At 69.1% G+C, this 16,513-nt stretch carries 14 protein-coding genes; 7 read left to right on the forward strand and 7 right to left on the reverse strand.

Features of this window, described 5'->3' with window-relative positions:
- Window positions 1–270: 270 nt before the first annotated feature.
- Window positions 271–1,245 (reverse strand): helix-turn-helix domain-containing protein, encoded by a 975-nt coding sequence (locus ACZ3HL_RS24065; protein ID WP_465533823.1) that lies wholly within the window; start codon window positions 1,243–1,245, stop codon window positions 271–273.
- A gap of 120 nt (window positions 1,246–1,365) precedes the next feature.
- On the opposite strand from ACZ3HL_RS24065, the gene ACZ3HL_RS24070 reads away from it, so the two are divergent.
- On the forward strand, window positions 1,366–1,956 hold the full coding sequence (locus ACZ3HL_RS24070; RefSeq protein WP_465533825.1) for an isochorismatase family protein: 591 nt from the start codon (window positions 1,366–1,368) through the stop codon (window positions 1,954–1,956).
- 199 nt (window positions 1,957–2,155) lie between these two features.
- Window positions 2,156–3,895 (forward strand): pyruvate dehydrogenase, encoded by a 1,740-nt coding sequence (locus tag ACZ3HL_RS24075; protein WP_465533827.1) that lies wholly within the window; start codon window positions 2,156–2,158, stop codon window positions 3,893–3,895.
- A 6-nt stretch (window positions 3,896–3,901) separates the two neighbouring features.
- On the opposite strand, the gene ACZ3HL_RS24080 is transcribed toward ACZ3HL_RS24075, so the two are convergent.
- On the reverse strand, window positions 3,902–4,477 hold the full coding sequence (locus ACZ3HL_RS24080) for a TetR/AcrR family transcriptional regulator (protein WP_465411297.1): 576 nt from the start codon (window positions 4,475–4,477) through the stop codon (window positions 3,902–3,904).
- A gap of 222 nt (window positions 4,478–4,699) precedes the next feature.
- Between ACZ3HL_RS24080 and ACZ3HL_RS24085 the strand changes: the two genes are divergently transcribed.
- The 3 genes from ACZ3HL_RS24085 to ACZ3HL_RS24095 are packed head-to-tail and all read left to right on the forward strand — an operon-like array spanning window position 4,700 to window position 8,272.
- Complete coding sequence (locus ACZ3HL_RS24085; protein WP_465533829.1) at window positions 4,700–5,152, forward strand: (2Fe-2S)-binding protein; 453 nt, start codon at window positions 4,700–4,702, stop codon at window positions 5,150–5,152.
- Window positions 5,139–6,101 carry an FAD binding domain-containing protein gene (locus ACZ3HL_RS24090; protein WP_465533831.1) on the forward strand — a complete coding sequence of 321 codons (963 nt, stop codon included), beginning with the start codon at window positions 5,139–5,141 and terminating at the stop codon, window positions 6,099–6,101. Before ACZ3HL_RS24085 ends, ACZ3HL_RS24090 begins: the two co-directional genes overlap by 14 nt.
- On the forward strand, window positions 6,098–8,272 hold the full coding sequence (locus tag ACZ3HL_RS24095) for a xanthine dehydrogenase family protein molybdopterin-binding subunit (protein ID WP_465533833.1): 2,175 nt from the start codon (window positions 6,098–6,100) through the stop codon (window positions 8,270–8,272). Before ACZ3HL_RS24090 ends, ACZ3HL_RS24095 begins: the two co-directional genes overlap by 4 nt.
- 118 nt (window positions 8,273–8,390) lie before the next feature.
- On the opposite strand, the gene ACZ3HL_RS24100 is transcribed toward ACZ3HL_RS24095, so the two are convergent.
- From ACZ3HL_RS24100 to ACZ3HL_RS24120, 5 genes are all read right to left on the reverse strand, one after another.
- Entirely contained in the window at window positions 8,391–9,281 is an 891-nt protein-coding gene (locus tag ACZ3HL_RS24100; RefSeq protein WP_465533835.1) for a DMT family transporter, read from the reverse strand.
- Window positions 9,282–9,512: 231 nt separating this feature from the next.
- Window positions 9,513–9,968 carry a GreA/GreB family elongation factor gene (locus tag ACZ3HL_RS24105; RefSeq protein ID WP_465533837.1) on the reverse strand — a complete coding sequence of 152 codons (456 nt, stop codon included), beginning with the start codon at window positions 9,966–9,968 and terminating at the stop codon, window positions 9,513–9,515.
- Between the two features lie 89 nt (window positions 9,969–10,057).
- On the reverse strand, window positions 10,058–10,228 hold the full coding sequence (locus ACZ3HL_RS24110; protein WP_465411293.1) for a transposase: 171 nt from the start codon (window positions 10,226–10,228) through the stop codon (window positions 10,058–10,060).
- On the reverse strand, window positions 10,225–11,490 hold the full coding sequence (locus ACZ3HL_RS24115) for an NAD(P)/FAD-dependent oxidoreductase (protein WP_465533839.1): 1,266 nt from the start codon (window positions 11,488–11,490) through the stop codon (window positions 10,225–10,227). The genes ACZ3HL_RS24110 and ACZ3HL_RS24115 overlap by 4 nt, the downstream gene beginning before the upstream one ends.
- A gap of 109 nt (window positions 11,491–11,599) precedes the next feature.
- Window positions 11,600–13,123, reverse strand: a complete 1,524-nt coding sequence (locus ACZ3HL_RS24120; RefSeq protein WP_465411291.1) for a PucR family transcriptional regulator — start codon at window positions 13,121–13,123, stop codon at window positions 11,600–11,602.
- 174 nt (window positions 13,124–13,297) lie between these two features.
- Between ACZ3HL_RS24120 and ACZ3HL_RS24125 the strand changes: the two genes are divergently transcribed.
- A complete protein-coding gene (locus ACZ3HL_RS24125; protein ID WP_465533841.1) occupies window positions 13,298–14,866 on the forward strand; it encodes a discoidin domain-containing protein in 1,569 nt (522 codons plus the stop codon).
- 79 nt (window positions 14,867–14,945) lie between these two features.
- A complete protein-coding gene (locus ACZ3HL_RS24130) occupies window positions 14,946–16,505 on the forward strand; it encodes a discoidin domain-containing protein (RefSeq protein WP_465533843.1) in 1,560 nt (519 codons plus the stop codon).
- Window positions 16,506–16,513: the final 8 nt, after the last annotated feature.

Below are 16,513 nucleotides of genomic sequence, written 5' to 3' on the forward strand. Positions count from 1 at the left end.
GAGAGTCGAAGATGGGGGTTCCGCACAGCTCCACATGGTCCTCCGTCGTGCCGGTCTTCGTGCCCGGTCATCTTGCCCCGGAACGGCTTCTTCGATCCAGTTCCGCCGGGCAATGCACTCGATTGAGCTCACCCTCCGGGGTGAGCTATTCACCGACGCGAAAAGGTGAGCGTAGGCCACGGCGCTTTCCGGGCGCGCACTCGGTCCCGCCGGTTTGCGGAAATAAGGATTCCACTTTCCGTCGAACGGCGAGAAAAGGATTTCTCTCGCCTACCTAGGTCCGCGTGCCGATCCCGTGGCGGTGAACTCGGTCCGGTAGCGCGTCGGTGTCGTTCCCAGAGCGGTGGCGAAGTGCTCGCGAAGACGGGCAGATGTGCCGAACCCGGACTGTGCGGCGACCACGTCGATGCCGAGCGCGGTCGTCTCGAGAAGCTGGCGTGCCCGCGCGAGACGTTGTGAGACAAGCCAGCCGTGGACGGTGGTCCCCGTGCGGGCGCGGAACGAGCGGGTGAAGGTACTCCGGCTCATATGTGCCCGGGCGGCGAGGTCGTCGATGCTGTGCCGTGCGGCCAGGCGGGACAGCGCCCAGTTCATCACGGTGGTGAGTGGATCCTCGTCCGCGGCGGGTACGGGAAGCTCGATGAACTGGGCCTGGCCGCCGGGACGGTGCGGCGCGGCGACGATCCGGCGGGCGACGCGGTTGGCGACGACCTGCCCGGCCGTGCGGGCGAGCAGGTGGAGGCAGGTGTCGATCCCGGCGGTCGCGCCCGCTCCGGTCACGATGTCGCCTTCGTCGACGTACAGCTCTTCGGGGCGCAGTTCCACCTCGGGGAAGCGCCGCCGGAAGGTTTCGATCCATTTCCAGTGGGTGGTCGCGGTGCGCCCGTCGAGGATGCCGGAGTCCGCGAGGGCGAAAACTCCCAGGCAGAGCCCGACGACGAGTGCTCCGCGTTCGTGCGCGGCTCGCAGCGCGGCGGCCACGGTTGAGGGCGTCGAGGATTCCGGGTCGGACCACCACGGCACGACGACGACGTCGGCCTCCGCGAGCGTGCCGAGGCCGGCGGGAACGTCGATCGCGTAGCCGGCGCTCGTGGTGAGCCTGCCCGGTTCGACGGCGGCGACCGTGATCGGCCACGGCTCCATGTCGCCCGCCGGGGATTCGGGTCCCCACACCAAGGACGGCACGGCGAGATGGAACGGGCTGATCCCCTCGAACGCCAGGACGGCCACACTCGGAGCGCTCATCGTTCCCTTCCCGCGGATGTCGGCCGATCCCGACCACAACTGACCCGAATCCATATCTCGATATCGGATCGGGTCAGCGACGATGGTAGCCGTACCGACCGGAAAGCGAAGGAACACACGATGACCAGCACCACGCTGCGCGAAATCAGCACCTTGCCGACGACCCCCGCGACCCTCTCGGACGCGACCGTGATCCTCGTCGACTACCAGAACACCTACACACGCGGCGTGATGGAACTCGACGGCTGGGAGGCGGCGCTCGGCGAAGCGGCCACCCTGCTGGCGCGTGCTCGCGCCGAGGGCGCGACGGTCATCCACGTCATGCACGACGGCGGCGAGGGCAGCCCGTACGACCTCCGGCAGGACCTCGGCCGGATCCACGAGCGTGTCGCCCCCGGCCCTGGCGAGGAGGTCGTGGTGAAGACCGCGCCGAACTCGTTCGCCGGGACCCGGCTGGGGGAGCTGGTCGATGCCGCCGGGCAGAAGGACGTCGTGGTGGCCGGGTTCATGACCCATATGTGCGTCACGTTCACCGCGGAAGGCGCGTTCCTGCGCGGCAACACCCCGACCGTGGTGGCCGCGGCTTGTGCCACACGGGCGCTTCCTTCCGTCGCCGGTCCGGTGACCGCCGCGGACCAGCACCGTGCGGCGCTCGCCACGATCGGTGATCTCTACGCGGTCGTCGTCGGTTCCTCGGCCGAGCTCGCCTAGAACGTCCTCTGCCCGCTCGAAGTCTGTGAAGGCCTCCTTGAGGGACTCCGGGTCCCTCAAGGAGGCCTTCACAGACCAGATTGGATACACGAGGCCTCGACCAGGCCCTGTTTGCCTTACCGCTCAATAGGACCTGCGAGGCGGGGCCCGGACGTGGATCATGAGGGGGTCCGCCCGCCGAAACATCGAAGGGGTCCTGATGGCCAAGCCCAACGTCGCCGAGCAGTTCGTCCAAGTCCTGGTGCAGGCCGGGGTGGAACGGATCTACGGCGTGGTCGGGGACAGCCTCAACCCCGTCGTCGACGCCATCCGCCGCACCCCGGGCATCGAGTGGGTCCATGTCCGCAACGAGGAGGCGGGTGCCTTCGCGGCGGCCGCCGAGGCTCAGCTGACCGGGCGGCTCGCGGTGTGCGCGGGTAGCTGCGGCCCCGGCAATACCCATCTGGTGCAAGGGCTTTACGACGCGCACCGCACCGGAGCCCCGGTCCTCGCGCTCGCCTCGCATATCCCGTCCGGCCAGATCGGGACCGGGTTCTTCCAGGAGACCCATCCCGAGCGGCTGTTCGTCGACTGCAGTGGCTATTGCGAACAGATCAGCAGGCCCAGTCAGATGCCCAGGGTGCTGCGGATCGCCATGCAGCACGCGTTGTCCCGCGGCGAGGTTTCAGTGCTGGTGCTGCCCGGCGACGTCGCGCACCTCGACGCCGTCGCGCCGACGGGGACCGGGGCGCCGGTCACCGAGCACGGGACGGTCGTGCCACCGGAACCCCAGGTGGCACGGCTCGCCGAGCTGATCAACGATGCCGAGACCGTCACCTTGTTCGCCGGCGCCGGAGTGCGTGGCGCACACGCGGAGGTGATGGAGCTGGCCGGGACCGTGCAGGCACCGGTCGGGCACAGCCTGCGTGGCAAGGAATGGATCCAGTACGACAATCCCTACGACGTCGGGATGAGCGGGCTGCTCGGCTACGGCGCCTGCTACCGGGCCATGCACGACGCGGACCTGCTGGTCCTGCTGGGCACCGATTTCCCTTACGACACCTTCCTTCCTCAGGCAAGGACCGTGCAGATCGACCACGACGCGACCCGCCTCGGCAGGCGCACCCCACTGGAACTGGCGGTGCACGGCGACGTACGGGAGACCCTGCGAGCCGTGCAGCCGCTCCTGCGGCGCAAGACCGACCGGACGTTCCTGGACCGCATGCTGCGTGATCACTGCAAAACGCTGGAGCAGGTCGTCGACGCCTACACCCGCAACGTCGAGCGGCACGTGCCCATCCACCCGGAGTTCGCCGCGGATCTCCTCGACGAGCTCGCCGCGGACGACGCGATCTTCACCGTCGACACCGGCATGTGCAATGTCTGGGCGGCCAGGTATCTCACTCCCAACGGGCGCCGCCGGGTCATCGGGTCGTTCCTGCACGGCACGATGGCCAACGCCCTGCCGCACGCCATCGGCGCGCAGTTCGCCTATCCGGGTCGTCAGGTCGTGTCGATGTCCGGTGACGGTGGGCTGGGCATGCTGCTCGGCGAGCTGCTCACCGTGGCCCTGCACGACCTTCCGGTCAAGATCGTGACGTTCAACAACTCCTCGCTGGGCATGGTGAAGCTGGAGATGCTGGTGGACGGCCTTCCCGACTACCAGACCGATCACCGTCCGGTCGACTTCGCCGCGATCGCCAACGGTGCGGGCCTGCGTGCCGAGCGGGTGACCGATCCGACCCGGCTGCGCGCGGCCCTCAAGGAAGCGCTGAGCCACGACGGGCCCGCACTGGTGGACGTCGTGACCGACCCGAACGCGCTGTCGGTCCCGCCGCATATCACCGCCGGGCAGCTCGGCGGGTTCGCCTTGGCCGCGAGCAAGGTCGTTCTCGAAGGCGGGGTCGGCCGGATGATCGACCTCGCCCGGGCCAATCTCCGGAACATTCCTCGGCCGTGACGCGCGTCAGGCCCGGCCGGTGCCCATCCCGCGCCACAGCAGGTCGAGGAGGCTCGCGACGTCACGCCGCCATTCGCCCTTCGGGTCGAGGTACAGCAGGCCGCCCAGTCCACGCAGGACGGTCTCGGCTTCCAGATCCGCGCGGACGGTCCCGGCCTCGACATTGGCCTGCAGCAAGGTGAAAACGGCGCCGACCATGTCCTGGTAAGCCCCTGCGGGCAGTTCCCCTCGTGAGGCGGTCGCGACGCGCAACGCGTCGGCCAGGCCGCGTTTGGTCATCATGTAGTGCGCCAGGTGGTCGGTCGTCCAGACCCGGAAGGCCTGCTCCGGTGGGTACTTCTCGAGCAGGCTCGGCACGATCTCGACGAGCTGGCGCACCTCACGCCGGTACACCGCCAGGATGAGAGCCTCCGGCGTGGGGAAGTGCCGGTACACCGTGCCGACGCCGACCTCGGCCTGCTTCGCTATGGCGTTGAACGAAACTTCGCCGGAACAGGCCAGCGACTTCGCCGCGGTGGCGAGGATGCGCTCGTGGTTGCGGCGGGTGTCCGCGCGTCGGGGATTGACCGATCCCGTCGTCATGGTCCCTCCTGTCCGCCGACCTGTTCTCCGGTGAATGTAGCCGAGGGACCCGTCGGACCTGGAGCGACTCCAGGGCGAGCATCGACCTTGCCGAGCGGATTGTATTCCGCTAGCTTGAAAATTGAAGCGGATGAATATCCGTTTCACCTCGCGAACAGACTCCCCACCACCTCAACCTACGCCGTCGGGCCCCGGCCCGGACGATCTGCGGAAAGAGATTCAGTGGACATCTCACTCGAAGTCAATGGCAGGACGGAACATCTCGGTGTCGAGCCCGGGGTGACCCTGCTGGACGCGCTGCGGGAGCGGCTCGCCGTCACCGGCCCGAAGAAGGGTTGTGACAGAGGGCAGTGCGGCGCCTGCACGGTGCACGTCGGGGGACGGCCGGTGCTCTCCTGCTTGACCCTGGCCGCCACCGTGAAGCAGCCGGTGACCACGGTCGAAGCACTGTCCACAGAGGACGGCCTGCATCCGGTTCAGCAGGCGTTCGTCGATCAGGACGCCCTGCAGTGCGGGTTCTGCACGTCCGGGCAGATCATGTCGGCGGTCGCCGCCGTCGAGCAAGGCGTCGAGGACGTCCGCGAGTTCATGTCCGGCAATCTCTGCCGATGCGCGGCGTACCCGAACATCGTGGCCGCGGTCGAGCAGGCGAGGAGGGCCGATGCGTCCCTTTGAGCTGCTCGCCCCCGAGACCGTCGAAGACGCGGTCGGCTCGCCGGGCACGTTCCTGGCGGGCGGGACCACACTCGTCGACCTGATGAAACTCGACGTCCTGACACCGCGACAGGTTCTGGACATCAACGCGATACCGCTGCGCGGCATCGACACCAGCGACGGCCTCCGCTTCGGTGCGCTGGAGCGGATGGCCGACATCGCCGGACATCCCGGGGTGTACCCGGCGATCTCGCGTGCGCTGCTGCTCAGCGCCTCCCAGCAGATCCGGAACATGGCCAGCATCGGCGGAAACCTCATGCAGCGCACGCGCTGCTCGTACTTCCGTGACGTCGCCATGCCGTGCAACCGCCGGGTCCCCGGCAGCGGCTGCCCGGCGATCGCCGGCGCCAACCGGATGCACGCGGTGCTGGGCACGAGTGATTCGTGCGTGGCGACCCACGCCAGCGACGTCGCCGTCGCACTGGTCGCCCTCGACGCGCGGCTCCGCCTGGTCGGCGAGACCGGGAACCGCACCGTCGAGCTGGGTTCCTTCTATCGCACGCCCGGTGACACCCCCGAGGTCGAGAACGACCTCCGCCCCGGGGAACTGATCGCCGAGGTCGAGGTGCCGCGGCTGGACTGGGCGTCGAACTCCACCTACGTCAAGGTGCGGGACAGGCAGTCCTACGAGTTCGCGCTGTGCTCCGCGGCGGTCGCGTTGCGGGTGGAAGACTCGCGCGTCGTCGACGCCCGGGTCGCGGCCGGCGGCGTGGCCACCGTGCCGTGGCGGCTGCCCGCGGTCGAGGAGGCCTTGCGGGGTGCGCCCGCCACGGTCGCCGCCTTCGAAGACGCCGCGGCGCTCGCCGCGGAGGGTGCGCGTCCGCTGTCCGGGAACGGCTTCAAGCCGTCGTTGCTGCGGCGGACCATCGTCCGCGCGCTACTCGAACTGACCGAGGGGAGCCGCTCATGACCAGCCGGGTGGACGGGCCGCTGAAGGTCACCGGCCGGGCCGAGTACGGGGCGGACCACACCTTCCCCGGACTGGTCCACGGCTATGTCGTGCTCAGCACGATCGCTCACGGCGAGATCGACACGATGGACGTCACGGCGGCGAAGGGCGCGCCCGGCGTGATCGGCGTGTACACGCCCTTCGATCCGCTGGACCTGCGCACTCCGACCACGCAGGTCATGGGCGAGACGTGGGTTCCGTTGCAGGACAAGGAAGTCACGTACTACGGCCAGCCGATCGGCTTCGTGGTCGCCGAGACCTACGAGCAGGCGCGCGACGCGGCGATGCTGGTCGAGGTCTCCTACCTGACCCGGCCTGCGCTGACTTCCCTCCAGGATGGCCTCGCGTCGGCCGAGGACGCACCGGAATCGCGGGGTGTGCCGTCGGCCCTCGCCGTGCTCGCCGAGGGCGTCGAGTCCATCGAGGACGCGCTCGCCGAGAGCCCGGTGGTCGTCGAGGCCACGTATACCACAGCGCCTCAGCATCACGCCGCGATGGAACCGCATTCCGCGGTCGCGGTGTGGGGGCCCGACGGCCTGACGATCCACAGCGGTAACCAGGGGTCCGACCTCCAGGCGGCGGAGCTGGCGATGGCGCTGGGCGCGAAGCGGTCCGAGGTGCACGCGGTGAATCCCTTCGTCGGCGGTGCGTTCGGGGGCAAGGGCCGCACCTCCGCCCCGGCGTTCCTCGCCGCGGCGGCGGCCAGGGTGCTGGGCAGGCCGGTGAAGGCCGTGCTCAGCCGGGAACAGGTCTTCACCGCGACGGCCGGCCGCGCCGCGACAGTGCAGAAGATCGCCCTCGGCGCGGAGCACGACGGCACGCTGAACGCGCTGCGGCACGATTCGTGGTGCAGCACGCCCATGGACCGGTCGTTCGTCGAGCCGACGTCACACGGCACCTCGCGCGAGTGGTACGCCACGCGGAACCTGGCCATCAGTCAGAAGATGGTGCCGCTCAACATCCCGCCGACCACCTTCATGCGGGCGCCGGGTGAGGCACCGGGATCCTTCGCGCTGGAGAGCGCGATCGACGAACTCGCGGTCGCGCTGGGCATGGACCCGATCGAGCTGCGGCAGCGGAACAATTCGACCGCTCCGCCCGGCAAGGACCTGCAGTGGTCGAGCAAACATCTCGACGAGTGTTTCCGCGTCGGCGCGGCCAGGTTCGGCTGGGCGGATCGCACTCCCCAGGGGCGGACGGACGGCGACTGGCTGGTGGGCATGGGCACGGCCACCGCCATGTTCCCCGCCCTGCGGTTCCCGGCCACGGTCGGGATCACCCTCCTGCCCGATGACACGGCCGTCGTCGCGACCAGCGGGGCGGACCCCGGGACGGGCCTGCTGACCGTGCTTTCCCTGGTGGGCGGGGAGTCGCTGGACATCCCGCCGGATCGGGTGGTGCCGCGGCTGGGTGACTCGAGCCTGCCGCCCGGTGGAATGTCCGGTGGTTCCACGGCGACCGCGAGCGCGGGCACGGCCATCATGGTCGCCGCGGCCACAGCGATCGACGAGCTGCTCGCGCTGGCGTCGGCACCGGGAGCGCCGTTCGACGGCATGGACGTCTCCTACGCGGACGGCCAGGTGCTGGCGGGGGACCGGACGATGTCCTTCGGGGAACTGTTGCGGGCACTGGACCGCCCCTCGTTGGCCGTGACCGGTTCCTCGGCACCCGGCGAGGAGCTGACGAAACATTCGTTCAGCTCGTTCGGCGCGCAGTTCTGCGAAGTCCGCGTGCACAAGTGGACGCGGGAGATCCGGGTGTCCCGCATGCTCGGGGTGTTCGACGCAGGCCGGATCATCAACCCCGTGGCGGCGCGCAGCCAGATCCTCGGAGGCATGATCTGGGGTGTTTCGGCCGCCCTGCACGAGGGGCTGGAGATCGAGGAGAACGGGCGGTTCGCCAACGGTGACTTGGCGAGCTACCTGATCCCGGTGAACGCGGACATCCCCGAGGTCGACGTTCACTTCGTCGAGTATCCGGACACGCTGCACAACTCGGTCGGCGCGAAGGGGCTGGGCGAGATCGGCATCGTCGGGATGGCGGCGGCCGTCGCGAACGCCGTCCACAACGCCACCGGCATCCGGGTGCGGCATAGTCCGATCCTGATCGAGGACCTCCTGGACGAGTCCTAGTGGCCCGTGGAGATTCGGGACACGACTCGTCCCGAATCTCCACGGTCGCCACCTCCTCGACTGTCCACAAGAGACATCTGTGGTGCGGTGGCACGTTGCGAGAGCTGCTTTCGCAACGTCAGCGAGTCCGACGGACGCGAGGATGAGCGGCCAGCACCAGCGCGAGGAAGGTGATCGCGACCCCGGCGATCGTGGCGGCCGAGGGCCGCGGTCCTGGTGTGATCGCGTCCAGCAGGACCGCCCCGGCCAGCTGACCTGCCACGCTCGCCAGCCCGAAGAGCAGTACACCGATGCGCCGGACGACGAGCGTCGCCACCGCGATGATGCCGATCCCGATCACTCCGGCGAGGTAGAGCAGCGGTTCCGCCGGAAGATCCCCGGGCAGACGCCCGCCCAACGTGACGCGCGCTGTCAGTGCGATGGCGAGCGATCCGGCCGCGACCGCGAAATTGACCATTGTGGGCGGCCACGGCGATTCGGCGACCGCTCCCACCCTGCCGTTCAACGCCGTCTGGACCGCGATCGCGACACCGGCGAGGACGGGCAGCGCCACCAGCGCCAGGGCTCCATGCCAAGCACCGAGCCCGGCCACCGCGACGGCTGCCACACAGGCCACCGCCCCGGCAGTTCGGGCCATCGTGATCGGGCGGCCACCCGAGAACCGGTCCACGACCAGACCGCCGACGGCCGAGCCGCCCACGACGGCCACCGTGAAGACGGCCACTCCGAGCGAGCCGACACTGATTCCCTGTCCGGCCACGAACAACGCTCCGCACACACCGCCGGTCAGATGCCACCACCGCAGCTCGCCGGCGCGCACAGCCGCGTGAACCAGCCTCAGCCCACGCCGCCCGGCTGCGAGCAGCGGAACCACCGCGACCAGGAGGATCAGACCGACCGAGGTCGACGCCAGCGTCGCCGCGATCCCGTCGCCCACGCGCGCGCCGAGTTCTCCGTTCAAGCGGGATTGAAGCGCCAGCCCCACACCGGCGGCCACCGCCCCCGCCATCGGAACGACATCCCGACCTTGCCCTACCGAGTCCCCACGCCCAGTCACTGGCCTGATGGTGGCAGGCTCGGTACTCGCGGGGCAAGGCGATCTGGGCGCTGGGGCGTCCCTGTCAGAGCGAGGCCGACTTCGGCCCTGGTCAGGCACGGTGTCCTAGGTGCCTGCTGGCTTTGGCCGCGGCTGATCGCGGTTCACATCGTGAAGGCCCCTTTCGGCCAAGCCACGTTTGCCTCACCTCTCAACAGGAAGCGTTTCCCGATGGCGCCCGTATGGCTTGGCGTCGAGAAGCGTGACGCGCACAGCCCCGCCGCTGGGCACGCGGTACTCCCGCCGGTCGCCCGGTCGCGCGCCGTGGACCGCGCGGCCGAGCGGAGAGTCAGGGGAGTAGACCTCGAGTTCGCCGTGGCCTGCCTCGTCCCGCATGCCGAGCAGGAAGGTCTCGGTGTCGCCGTCGTCGTACCGGACGGTGAGCACCATGCCGGGCTCGGCGATCCCGTCGTCGGGAGGATCCTGTCCGACGACGGCGCCGCGCAGCATGTCCTCGATCTGCCGGATCCGTGCCTGCCGGTGGGTGATATGCGCGAATTCCTCGTCGCCGTACCGATCGTCGGTGCCGGGGCGTCGCAACGTCGCGAGCTCCCGCACCAGGCGCGCGTGCGCTTCCGGGGTCAGCCAAGGGCCTGACATGGTGGTGATCGCCTTTCGGTGGGTACGTCTGTGGGGGCCGGGCGCGGAAAGGGCCCAGCCCCCACAGACTTCGATGAGTCCCGCTTCGGTCAGCGGGTCTCGGGTTCACGAGACCGCCGCTGGAAGGCGCCGGCGTCGGTGGCGAATCCGATCGCGGCCTTCAACAGCAGGTCCTTCTCTGCGCGCAGCAGCGCGTTCTCGGCGCGGAGCCGGTCCACTTCGGACTGTTCGTCGGCCGGCTTTCCGTTGTCCGGAGTCATCGGCGAAGGGGGTCGAACGGGCGCAGGGCCTCCGGCTGTTTGCCGGTGGTGATGTGCTCGGCAAGGAGCCGTCCGGTGATCGGGCCGTGGGTCAGTCCCCACATCCCGTGCCCGCCCGCGACGTAGAGCCCCGGCGTGCTCGTCGCGCCGATCACGTGCCGCCCGTCGGTGGTGACCGGGCGCGAGCCGACCCATTCGTCAGTGCGCCGCTCCCAGTCCAGGCCGGTGAGGAAGGGCCGCGCCGACGCGATGATCGCGTCGATCCGGGCCGGAACCAGTGGCGCGTCCGGCTTCCGGAACTCCATCGTCCCGGCCACGCGGAGGCCATCCCGGTACGGCGTGCACGCCACGCGGATGCCCGGCAGGTACAGCGGGCCCGGCACCGGGCGGTCGGTCGGCACGGTGAAGGAGTAGCCGCGTCCGGCGCGGACGGGGACCTTGACTCCCCACTTCCGGCCCAGGTCACCCAGCCAGGCCCCGGTCGCCAGCACGACCGCGTTGGCGTTCACCGTCTGGCCCGTGGTCGAGCGCACGCTCAGCGCGTGGCGGTACGCGCGCAGCGACGCGACCTCGAACTTGTGGCGGATCGTGCCACCCCGGCCGACCACCGCCCGTGCCAGCGATTCGACGAACCGGCCCGGGTCCACGTAGCGCTGGCCGTCGATCCGGACGGCGGCGCCGAGCCTGGTCGTGGCCTGCGGAAACCGTTCGGCGAGCTCGGCCGCGGTGAGCCGTGTCCAGGAGATGTCCTGTCCGGTCTCTCCGATGCGCCGCAGCTCGGTGATCAGCCCCGTGGCCTGGTCCGCGGTCTCGAACGCCGCGGTGATCGGCGCTTCGATGGTCGGCGCGTCCACCCCGTTCGCGGTGAGGACGTCGAAGGCTTCCAGGCACTCGTCGTTCAGCGGCGAGTTCGCCTCGACGGCGCGGGTCCACGAGCGTCCGGTGCAGTTCGCGGCGAAGCGGGCGAGGAACGACCACAGCCGCGGATCGGGAGACGGCGGGACGTGCAGCGGGGCCTGCCGGTCCAGCAGGGTCCGCAGCCCGTAGCGGAGGACACCGGGCTCGTTGAGCGGGATCGCGAGCCCGGGGGAGAGCCAGCCGGCGTTGCCCCACGACGCTCCCGCCGCGATGCCTTCGCGATCGAGCACGGTGACTCCGACGCCGCGTTCCTGCAGGAACCACGCCGTCGACAGGCCGACCACGCCGGCTCCGATCACGATCGCCGAACGCGGGCCGCCGTCGATCCGGTCGAGCTCGCCCATGAAATCCTCCGCTGCACGAGTGGTGCTGTCGCGGTCAGGATGGCTCGGATCCGGGCACCGGGGATTGTCCGGTTCCGACAATCCAGGCGGGCCGGTTTGGCCGGAACGGTCAAGGGGCCGGTTCGGACACGGCCAGCTCGATGATCATCGCCAGCCGTTTCGAGGGCAGGTCGAGGCGGAGTTCGGTCACTTCCGCCATCTTCCGGAGCCGGTAGCGGATCGTGTTGGGATGCACTTCGAGCCGCTCGGCGGCCTCCGCGAGATCCCCCTGCGCCTCCAGCCAGGCGCGCAGCGTCGCGACGTAGCTGGTGGCGTTGGCGCTGTCGTGCCGCCGCAATTCGGTGATCGGGCCGCGGGCCGGTGCCCTGCCGGACGCGGCGGCGGCGCGCAGCCGTTGCACGAGGATGTCGTCCCATGCCTCGTCGTAGGCGATCGCGGGTCCGGTGCCCGGCCGCACGGCGTGCAAGGCGAGACATTCGTCGGCTTCCAGCCTGCTGGCAGGCAGTTCCGCCGACGTCGCGCCCGCCCCGATCCCGGCCAGCATCGTCACCTGCCGGGGCAGTGCCTCGCGGATCGAACGCACCCACGCCCTGGCCGCCTCGACGTCGTCCCCCGGCAGGACCGTGTAGACGGTGTTGCTGAACAGTGTGCTGCGGCCCGGGCGTGACCAGCCGAAACCGGTCGTCGCCCGCTCGAACGCGAGCAGGAGCGCGGCGTGGCGCTCGTCCCCGATATGGGCTTGGAGCGCGATCACGCGGAATCGTCCGGGAGGCAGGCCGAGCCTGCTGAGCACGGCGGCCGCGTCCGGCGTTCCCTCCACCAGCCGGATGACGAGGTCGGATTCGACCTGCCGCTCCAGGTCGGCGCTCGCCCGGGAGCGCAGGAGGTGCAGGCCGACCGTGCGCGAACTGTCCCGCAGGACCGCTCGCCGGGCGTCGGTCAGCGGCCGTTCGCATTCCACCCAGATCGAGCCCAGCAGCTCCCGGCCCGCGCGAACGGCGACGACCATGCGCCCGGTCAGCCCGTGTCCGGGGTCGGCTTCGACGAACAGTGGCTCGTCGGATTCCGCGAGATGTGCGAACACACCGCGCCGTTCGAACAGTTCACGGACCGGTTCCGGGACGCGCCTGCCGAGGATCGTCTCCAGCCGCGCCCGGTCGGCCAGGTGCTGCCTGCTGGAGTAGGCCAGGACCCTGGAGAGCCGGTCCTCGATGGTCACCGCGCTGCCGAGCGCGTCCGCCAAGCTGTCGGCCAGCGCGAACAGGTCGGTCGGACCGCGGCCCGACTCGGTCTCGCGGCCTTCCAGGACGAGCCCGTAGACGACGCCGGCGAGCTGGCCCCAGGACACGTCCGGGTCCACCAGGAGCACGGCGACGTCGCCGGTCTCGGCGCGCTCGTCCGGCGCCGATCCGCGGACCAGGACGACCGACGCGTGCGCCGCGACGGCCAGGTCGACGGCCGTCGCGATCGAGTCCGTCCCGACGGCGAGGAAGACGTCTCCGCGCAGGTCGCGGGGGTCCGCGGCGTCGTACATCACCACATCGCGCAAGGCCACCTCGCGCGACACCGGGCAGCACCACAGCCGCGCCCCGTATCCGCCAAGGACGTTCACGAGCCGATCCAGCGTCACCATGGCCGCGACCCTGCCATCAAATGATGCCGGACACGACGCGTTCACCCGTTGACTGTGAGTTTAAGAACCTTTTACACTGCGATCGTTAGGAAACTTACTTAACTAAAGCGACCCGGCCGACAAGTCGCCGCCCACCGCCGGTACTCGCCGACTCCGCAACGTCGAGGAGTTCGCATGAAACGGAGAACACCCCTGGCCGGTGTCGCGGTGGCGACGCTGGCCCTGCTGGGGCAGACCTTGATCGCTTCGGGTACCGCCGCGCAAGCGGAATCACTGCTGTCCGCGGGCAAACCGACCACGACCTCGTCGATCGAAGGCGCCGAGTTCGGCGGCGCCAACGCCGTCGACGGCAACACCACCACCCGGTGGGCGAGCGAGGAGATGGTCGATCCGCAGTGGATCGCCGTCGACCTCGGCGCCACCTCGACCGTCACCAAGGTCAAACTGAACTGGGAAGTCGCCTACGCCAAGACCTACAAGATCCAGGGCTCGGCCGACGGCAGGACCTGGACCGACATCAAGTCCGTCGTCGGCGGCGACGGCGGTATCGACGAGCATCTCGGGCTCAACGCGACCGCGCGTCACATCCGCGTCCACGGTACGGCTCGCGGCACGACCTACGGCTATTCGTTGTGGGAGCTGGAAATCTACGGCGACCGCGTCGGCGGAGGGGACACGCAGGCGCCGACGGCGCCCACAGGTCTCGCCGCGAACGCCACCACGACGGACAGCGTCACCCTCGGCTGGACCGCGTCCACCGATAATGTCGGGGTCACCGAGTACGAGGTGCTCCGCGACGGCAACGTCGTCGGGACCACGGCGACGACCACCCACACCGACAGTGGCCTGGCGTCCGGAGTGGAGTTCGGCTACTCCGTGCGGGCGCGGGACGCGGCGGGCAACGTCTCCGCGGCGAGTCCGGCGATCAGGGCGGCGACCCAGCCCGGGGGCACCGGCCCCATCACCCTCGCGCTCGCGGGTGACATCGCCAACCCGGAGCTGTTCTCCACACACCAGGGGACCGCGAACCAGGTCGCCAGGATCAACCCGAAGTACGTGCTGACCGTGGGCGACAACCAGTACCACAAGGGCACCATCTCCGAATACCGCTCGCACTACGACAAGACGTGGGGCAAGTTCAAGAGCATCACCAAACCCACGACGGGCAACCACGAATGGGACGACCAGCTCCGGGGCTACAAGGAGTACTTCGGTTCGATCGCGTACCCGCAGGGTTTGCCGTACTACAGCTACGACATCGGTGACTTCCACTTCGTCGCGATGGACTCGAACCCGATCTACACCGGCGGTGGTTCCGACCAGGTGACCTGGCTGCGCAACGACCTGGCGAAGAACACGAAGTCCTGCGTCATCGGATATTGGCACCACCCGCGCTTCAACTCGGGGAACTCCGGGGACAAGAAGCAGATGGCGCCGCTGTGGAACGAGATGGCCAGGGCGAAGGCGGACATGGTGATCACCGGTCACGACCACCATTACGAGCGGACGAAGCCGCTGGACGTCAACGGGCACGTCGACGAGGCCAACGGCGTGCGGTCGGTCATCGCCGGCATCGGTGGCGACTACCTCTACACGGACTACAGGGCACGTGAAGGGGTGGAGAAGATTCTCGCCAAGCACGGGGTGATGAAGCTGACGCTGAACGGGAAGTCCTACTCCTGGGAAATCCACGACACCAACGGGAATGTGCTCGACAAGGCGGGTCCGTACACCTGCCGCTGACGGCCGTGGTCCGGTGCCGTGCGCGGCACCGGACCCGGTGTGTTCTTCCACGACGACGTAGGTCCATTCAGGAGTACAGGTGAAGCGATTGGTGAAGCCGGGCACCGCCGCGATCGCGGCGATCGTCCTGCTCGCTCAGCCCGTGACGGCTTCCAGCGCCACGGCGGAATCCCTGCTGTCGGCCGGCAAACGGACCACGACCTCCACCGTGGAGAGCGAGGGTTTCGACGGCGCGCTCGCCGTCGACGGCGATTCGACGACCCGATGGGCGAGCCTGGAGGGCGATCCACAGTGGATCGCCGTCGACCTCGGCGGTCCGGCGGACATCAGCCGGATCAAGATCTTCTGGGAATCCGCCCACGCGAAGGACTATCAGGTCCAAGCGTCCGACGACGGCCAGAATTGGCGGGACGTGAAAACCGTGGTGGGCAGCGACGGTGGCCTCGACGAGTTCACCGACCTGAACACCTCCGCCCGGCACGTCCGGATCTTCGGCACGGCACGGGCGACCGTGTACGGGTACTCGTTGTGGGAGCTGGAGGTCTACGGCGTCCGGACCGGTGACGGGGACATCCAGCCGCCGTCGGTGCCGACCGGGCTCCGGCAGGCGTCGTCCACGACCGAGAGCATCACGCTGGGCTGGACCGCGTCGACCGACAACGTGGGGGTCACCGAGTACGAAGTCCTGCGCAACGGCAACGTCATCGGCCGGTCCGCGACGACTTCCTACACCGACACGTCCTTGGCGTCGGGCTTCGACTTCCAGTACGCGGTGCGGGCACGGGACGCGGCGGGGAACCTGTCCGGGTCGACCGCGCCGGTGAAGGCGTCCACCCGGCCGACGGCGACCGACGGCATCGTCATCGCGCTCGCCGGCGACATCGCCAAGGCCGAGCTGCCGTCCGAGCACCAGCGGACGGCGGAGCTGGTGCGCAAGATCAACCCCCGGTACGTGCTGACGGTCGGCGACAACCAGTACGTCGACGGCACCATCGAAGAGTTCCGGACCTACTACGACAAGACCTGGGGCAAATTCAAGAGGATCACCAAACCCACGCCGGGCAACCACGAGTGGAACAACGAACTGGCGGGCTACAAGCAGTACTTCGGGAAGATCGCGACGCCGAAGGGAAAGCCGTACTACAGCTTCGACGTCGGCGCCTTCCATTTCGTCGCGCTCGATTCGGACCCGGTGTACAACGGCGGTGGCGCCGAGCAGGTGGCGTGGCTGCGCAAGGATCTGGCGAAAACGAAGAAGTCGTGTATCGCCGGATACTGGCACCATCCGCGTTTCAACTCGGGGAATTCCGGCGACGCGAAGAGTATCGCGCCGTTGTGGAACGAGATGGCCAGGGCGAAGGCGGACGTCGTGTTCGCCGGTCACGACCACCATTACGAGCGGACGAAGCCGCTGGACGTCAACGGGCACGTCGACGAGGCCAACGGTGTGCGTTCGGTCATCGCCGGCATCGGCGGCGACAGCCTCTATCTCGATTACAAGGCCCGTGAAGGCGTCGAGAAGATCCTGGGCAAGCACGGGGTCATGAAGCTGATACTCAAGGGAAAGACGTATTCCTGGGAGATCATCGGCACCAACGGGGAACTGCTCGACAAAGCGGGTCCGTACACCTGCCGGTGACGGGGAAA

The organism is Amycolatopsis sp. NPDC000009, from assembly GCF_055563465.1.

Coding starts and splice junctions, on each gene's coding strand:
- ACZ3HL_RS24105 (WP_465533837.1), bottom strand. CDS start 9,968: ATGTCAGGCCCTTGGCTGACCCCGGAAGCGCACGCGCGCCTGGTGCGG.
- ACZ3HL_RS24080 (WP_465411297.1), bottom strand. CDS start 4,477: ATGACGACGGGATCGGTCAATCCCCGACGCGCGGACACCCGCCGCAAC.
- ACZ3HL_RS24090 (WP_465533831.1), top strand. CDS start 5,139: ATGCGTCCCTTTGAGCTGCTCGCCCCCGAGACCGTCGAAGACGCGGTC.
- ACZ3HL_RS24110 (WP_465411293.1), bottom strand. CDS start 10,228: ATGACTCCGGACAACGGAAAGCCGGCCGACGAACAGTCCGAAGTGGAC.
- ACZ3HL_RS24070 (WP_465533825.1), top strand. CDS start 1,366: ATGACCAGCACCACGCTGCGCGAAATCAGCACCTTGCCGACGACCCCC.
- ACZ3HL_RS24065 (WP_465533823.1), bottom strand. CDS start 1,245: ATGAGCGCTCCGAGTGTGGCCGTCCTGGCGTTCGAGGGGATCAGCCCG.
- ACZ3HL_RS24125 (WP_465533841.1), top strand. CDS start 13,298: ATGAAACGGAGAACACCCCTGGCCGGTGTCGCGGTGGCGACGCTGGCC.
- ACZ3HL_RS24115 (WP_465533839.1), bottom strand. CDS start 11,490: ATGGGCGAGCTCGACCGGATCGACGGCGGCCCGCGTTCGGCGATCGTG.
- ACZ3HL_RS24100 (WP_465533835.1), bottom strand. CDS start 9,281: ATGGCGGGGGCGGTGGCCGCCGGTGTGGGGCTGGCGCTTCAATCCCGC.
- ACZ3HL_RS24095 (WP_465533833.1), top strand. CDS start 6,098: ATGACCAGCCGGGTGGACGGGCCGCTGAAGGTCACCGGCCGGGCCGAG.
- ACZ3HL_RS24075 (WP_465533827.1), top strand. CDS start 2,156: ATGGCCAAGCCCAACGTCGCCGAGCAGTTCGTCCAAGTCCTGGTGCAG.
- ACZ3HL_RS24120 (WP_465411291.1), bottom strand. CDS start 13,123: ATGGTGACGCTGGATCGGCTCGTGAACGTCCTTGGCGGATACGGGGCG.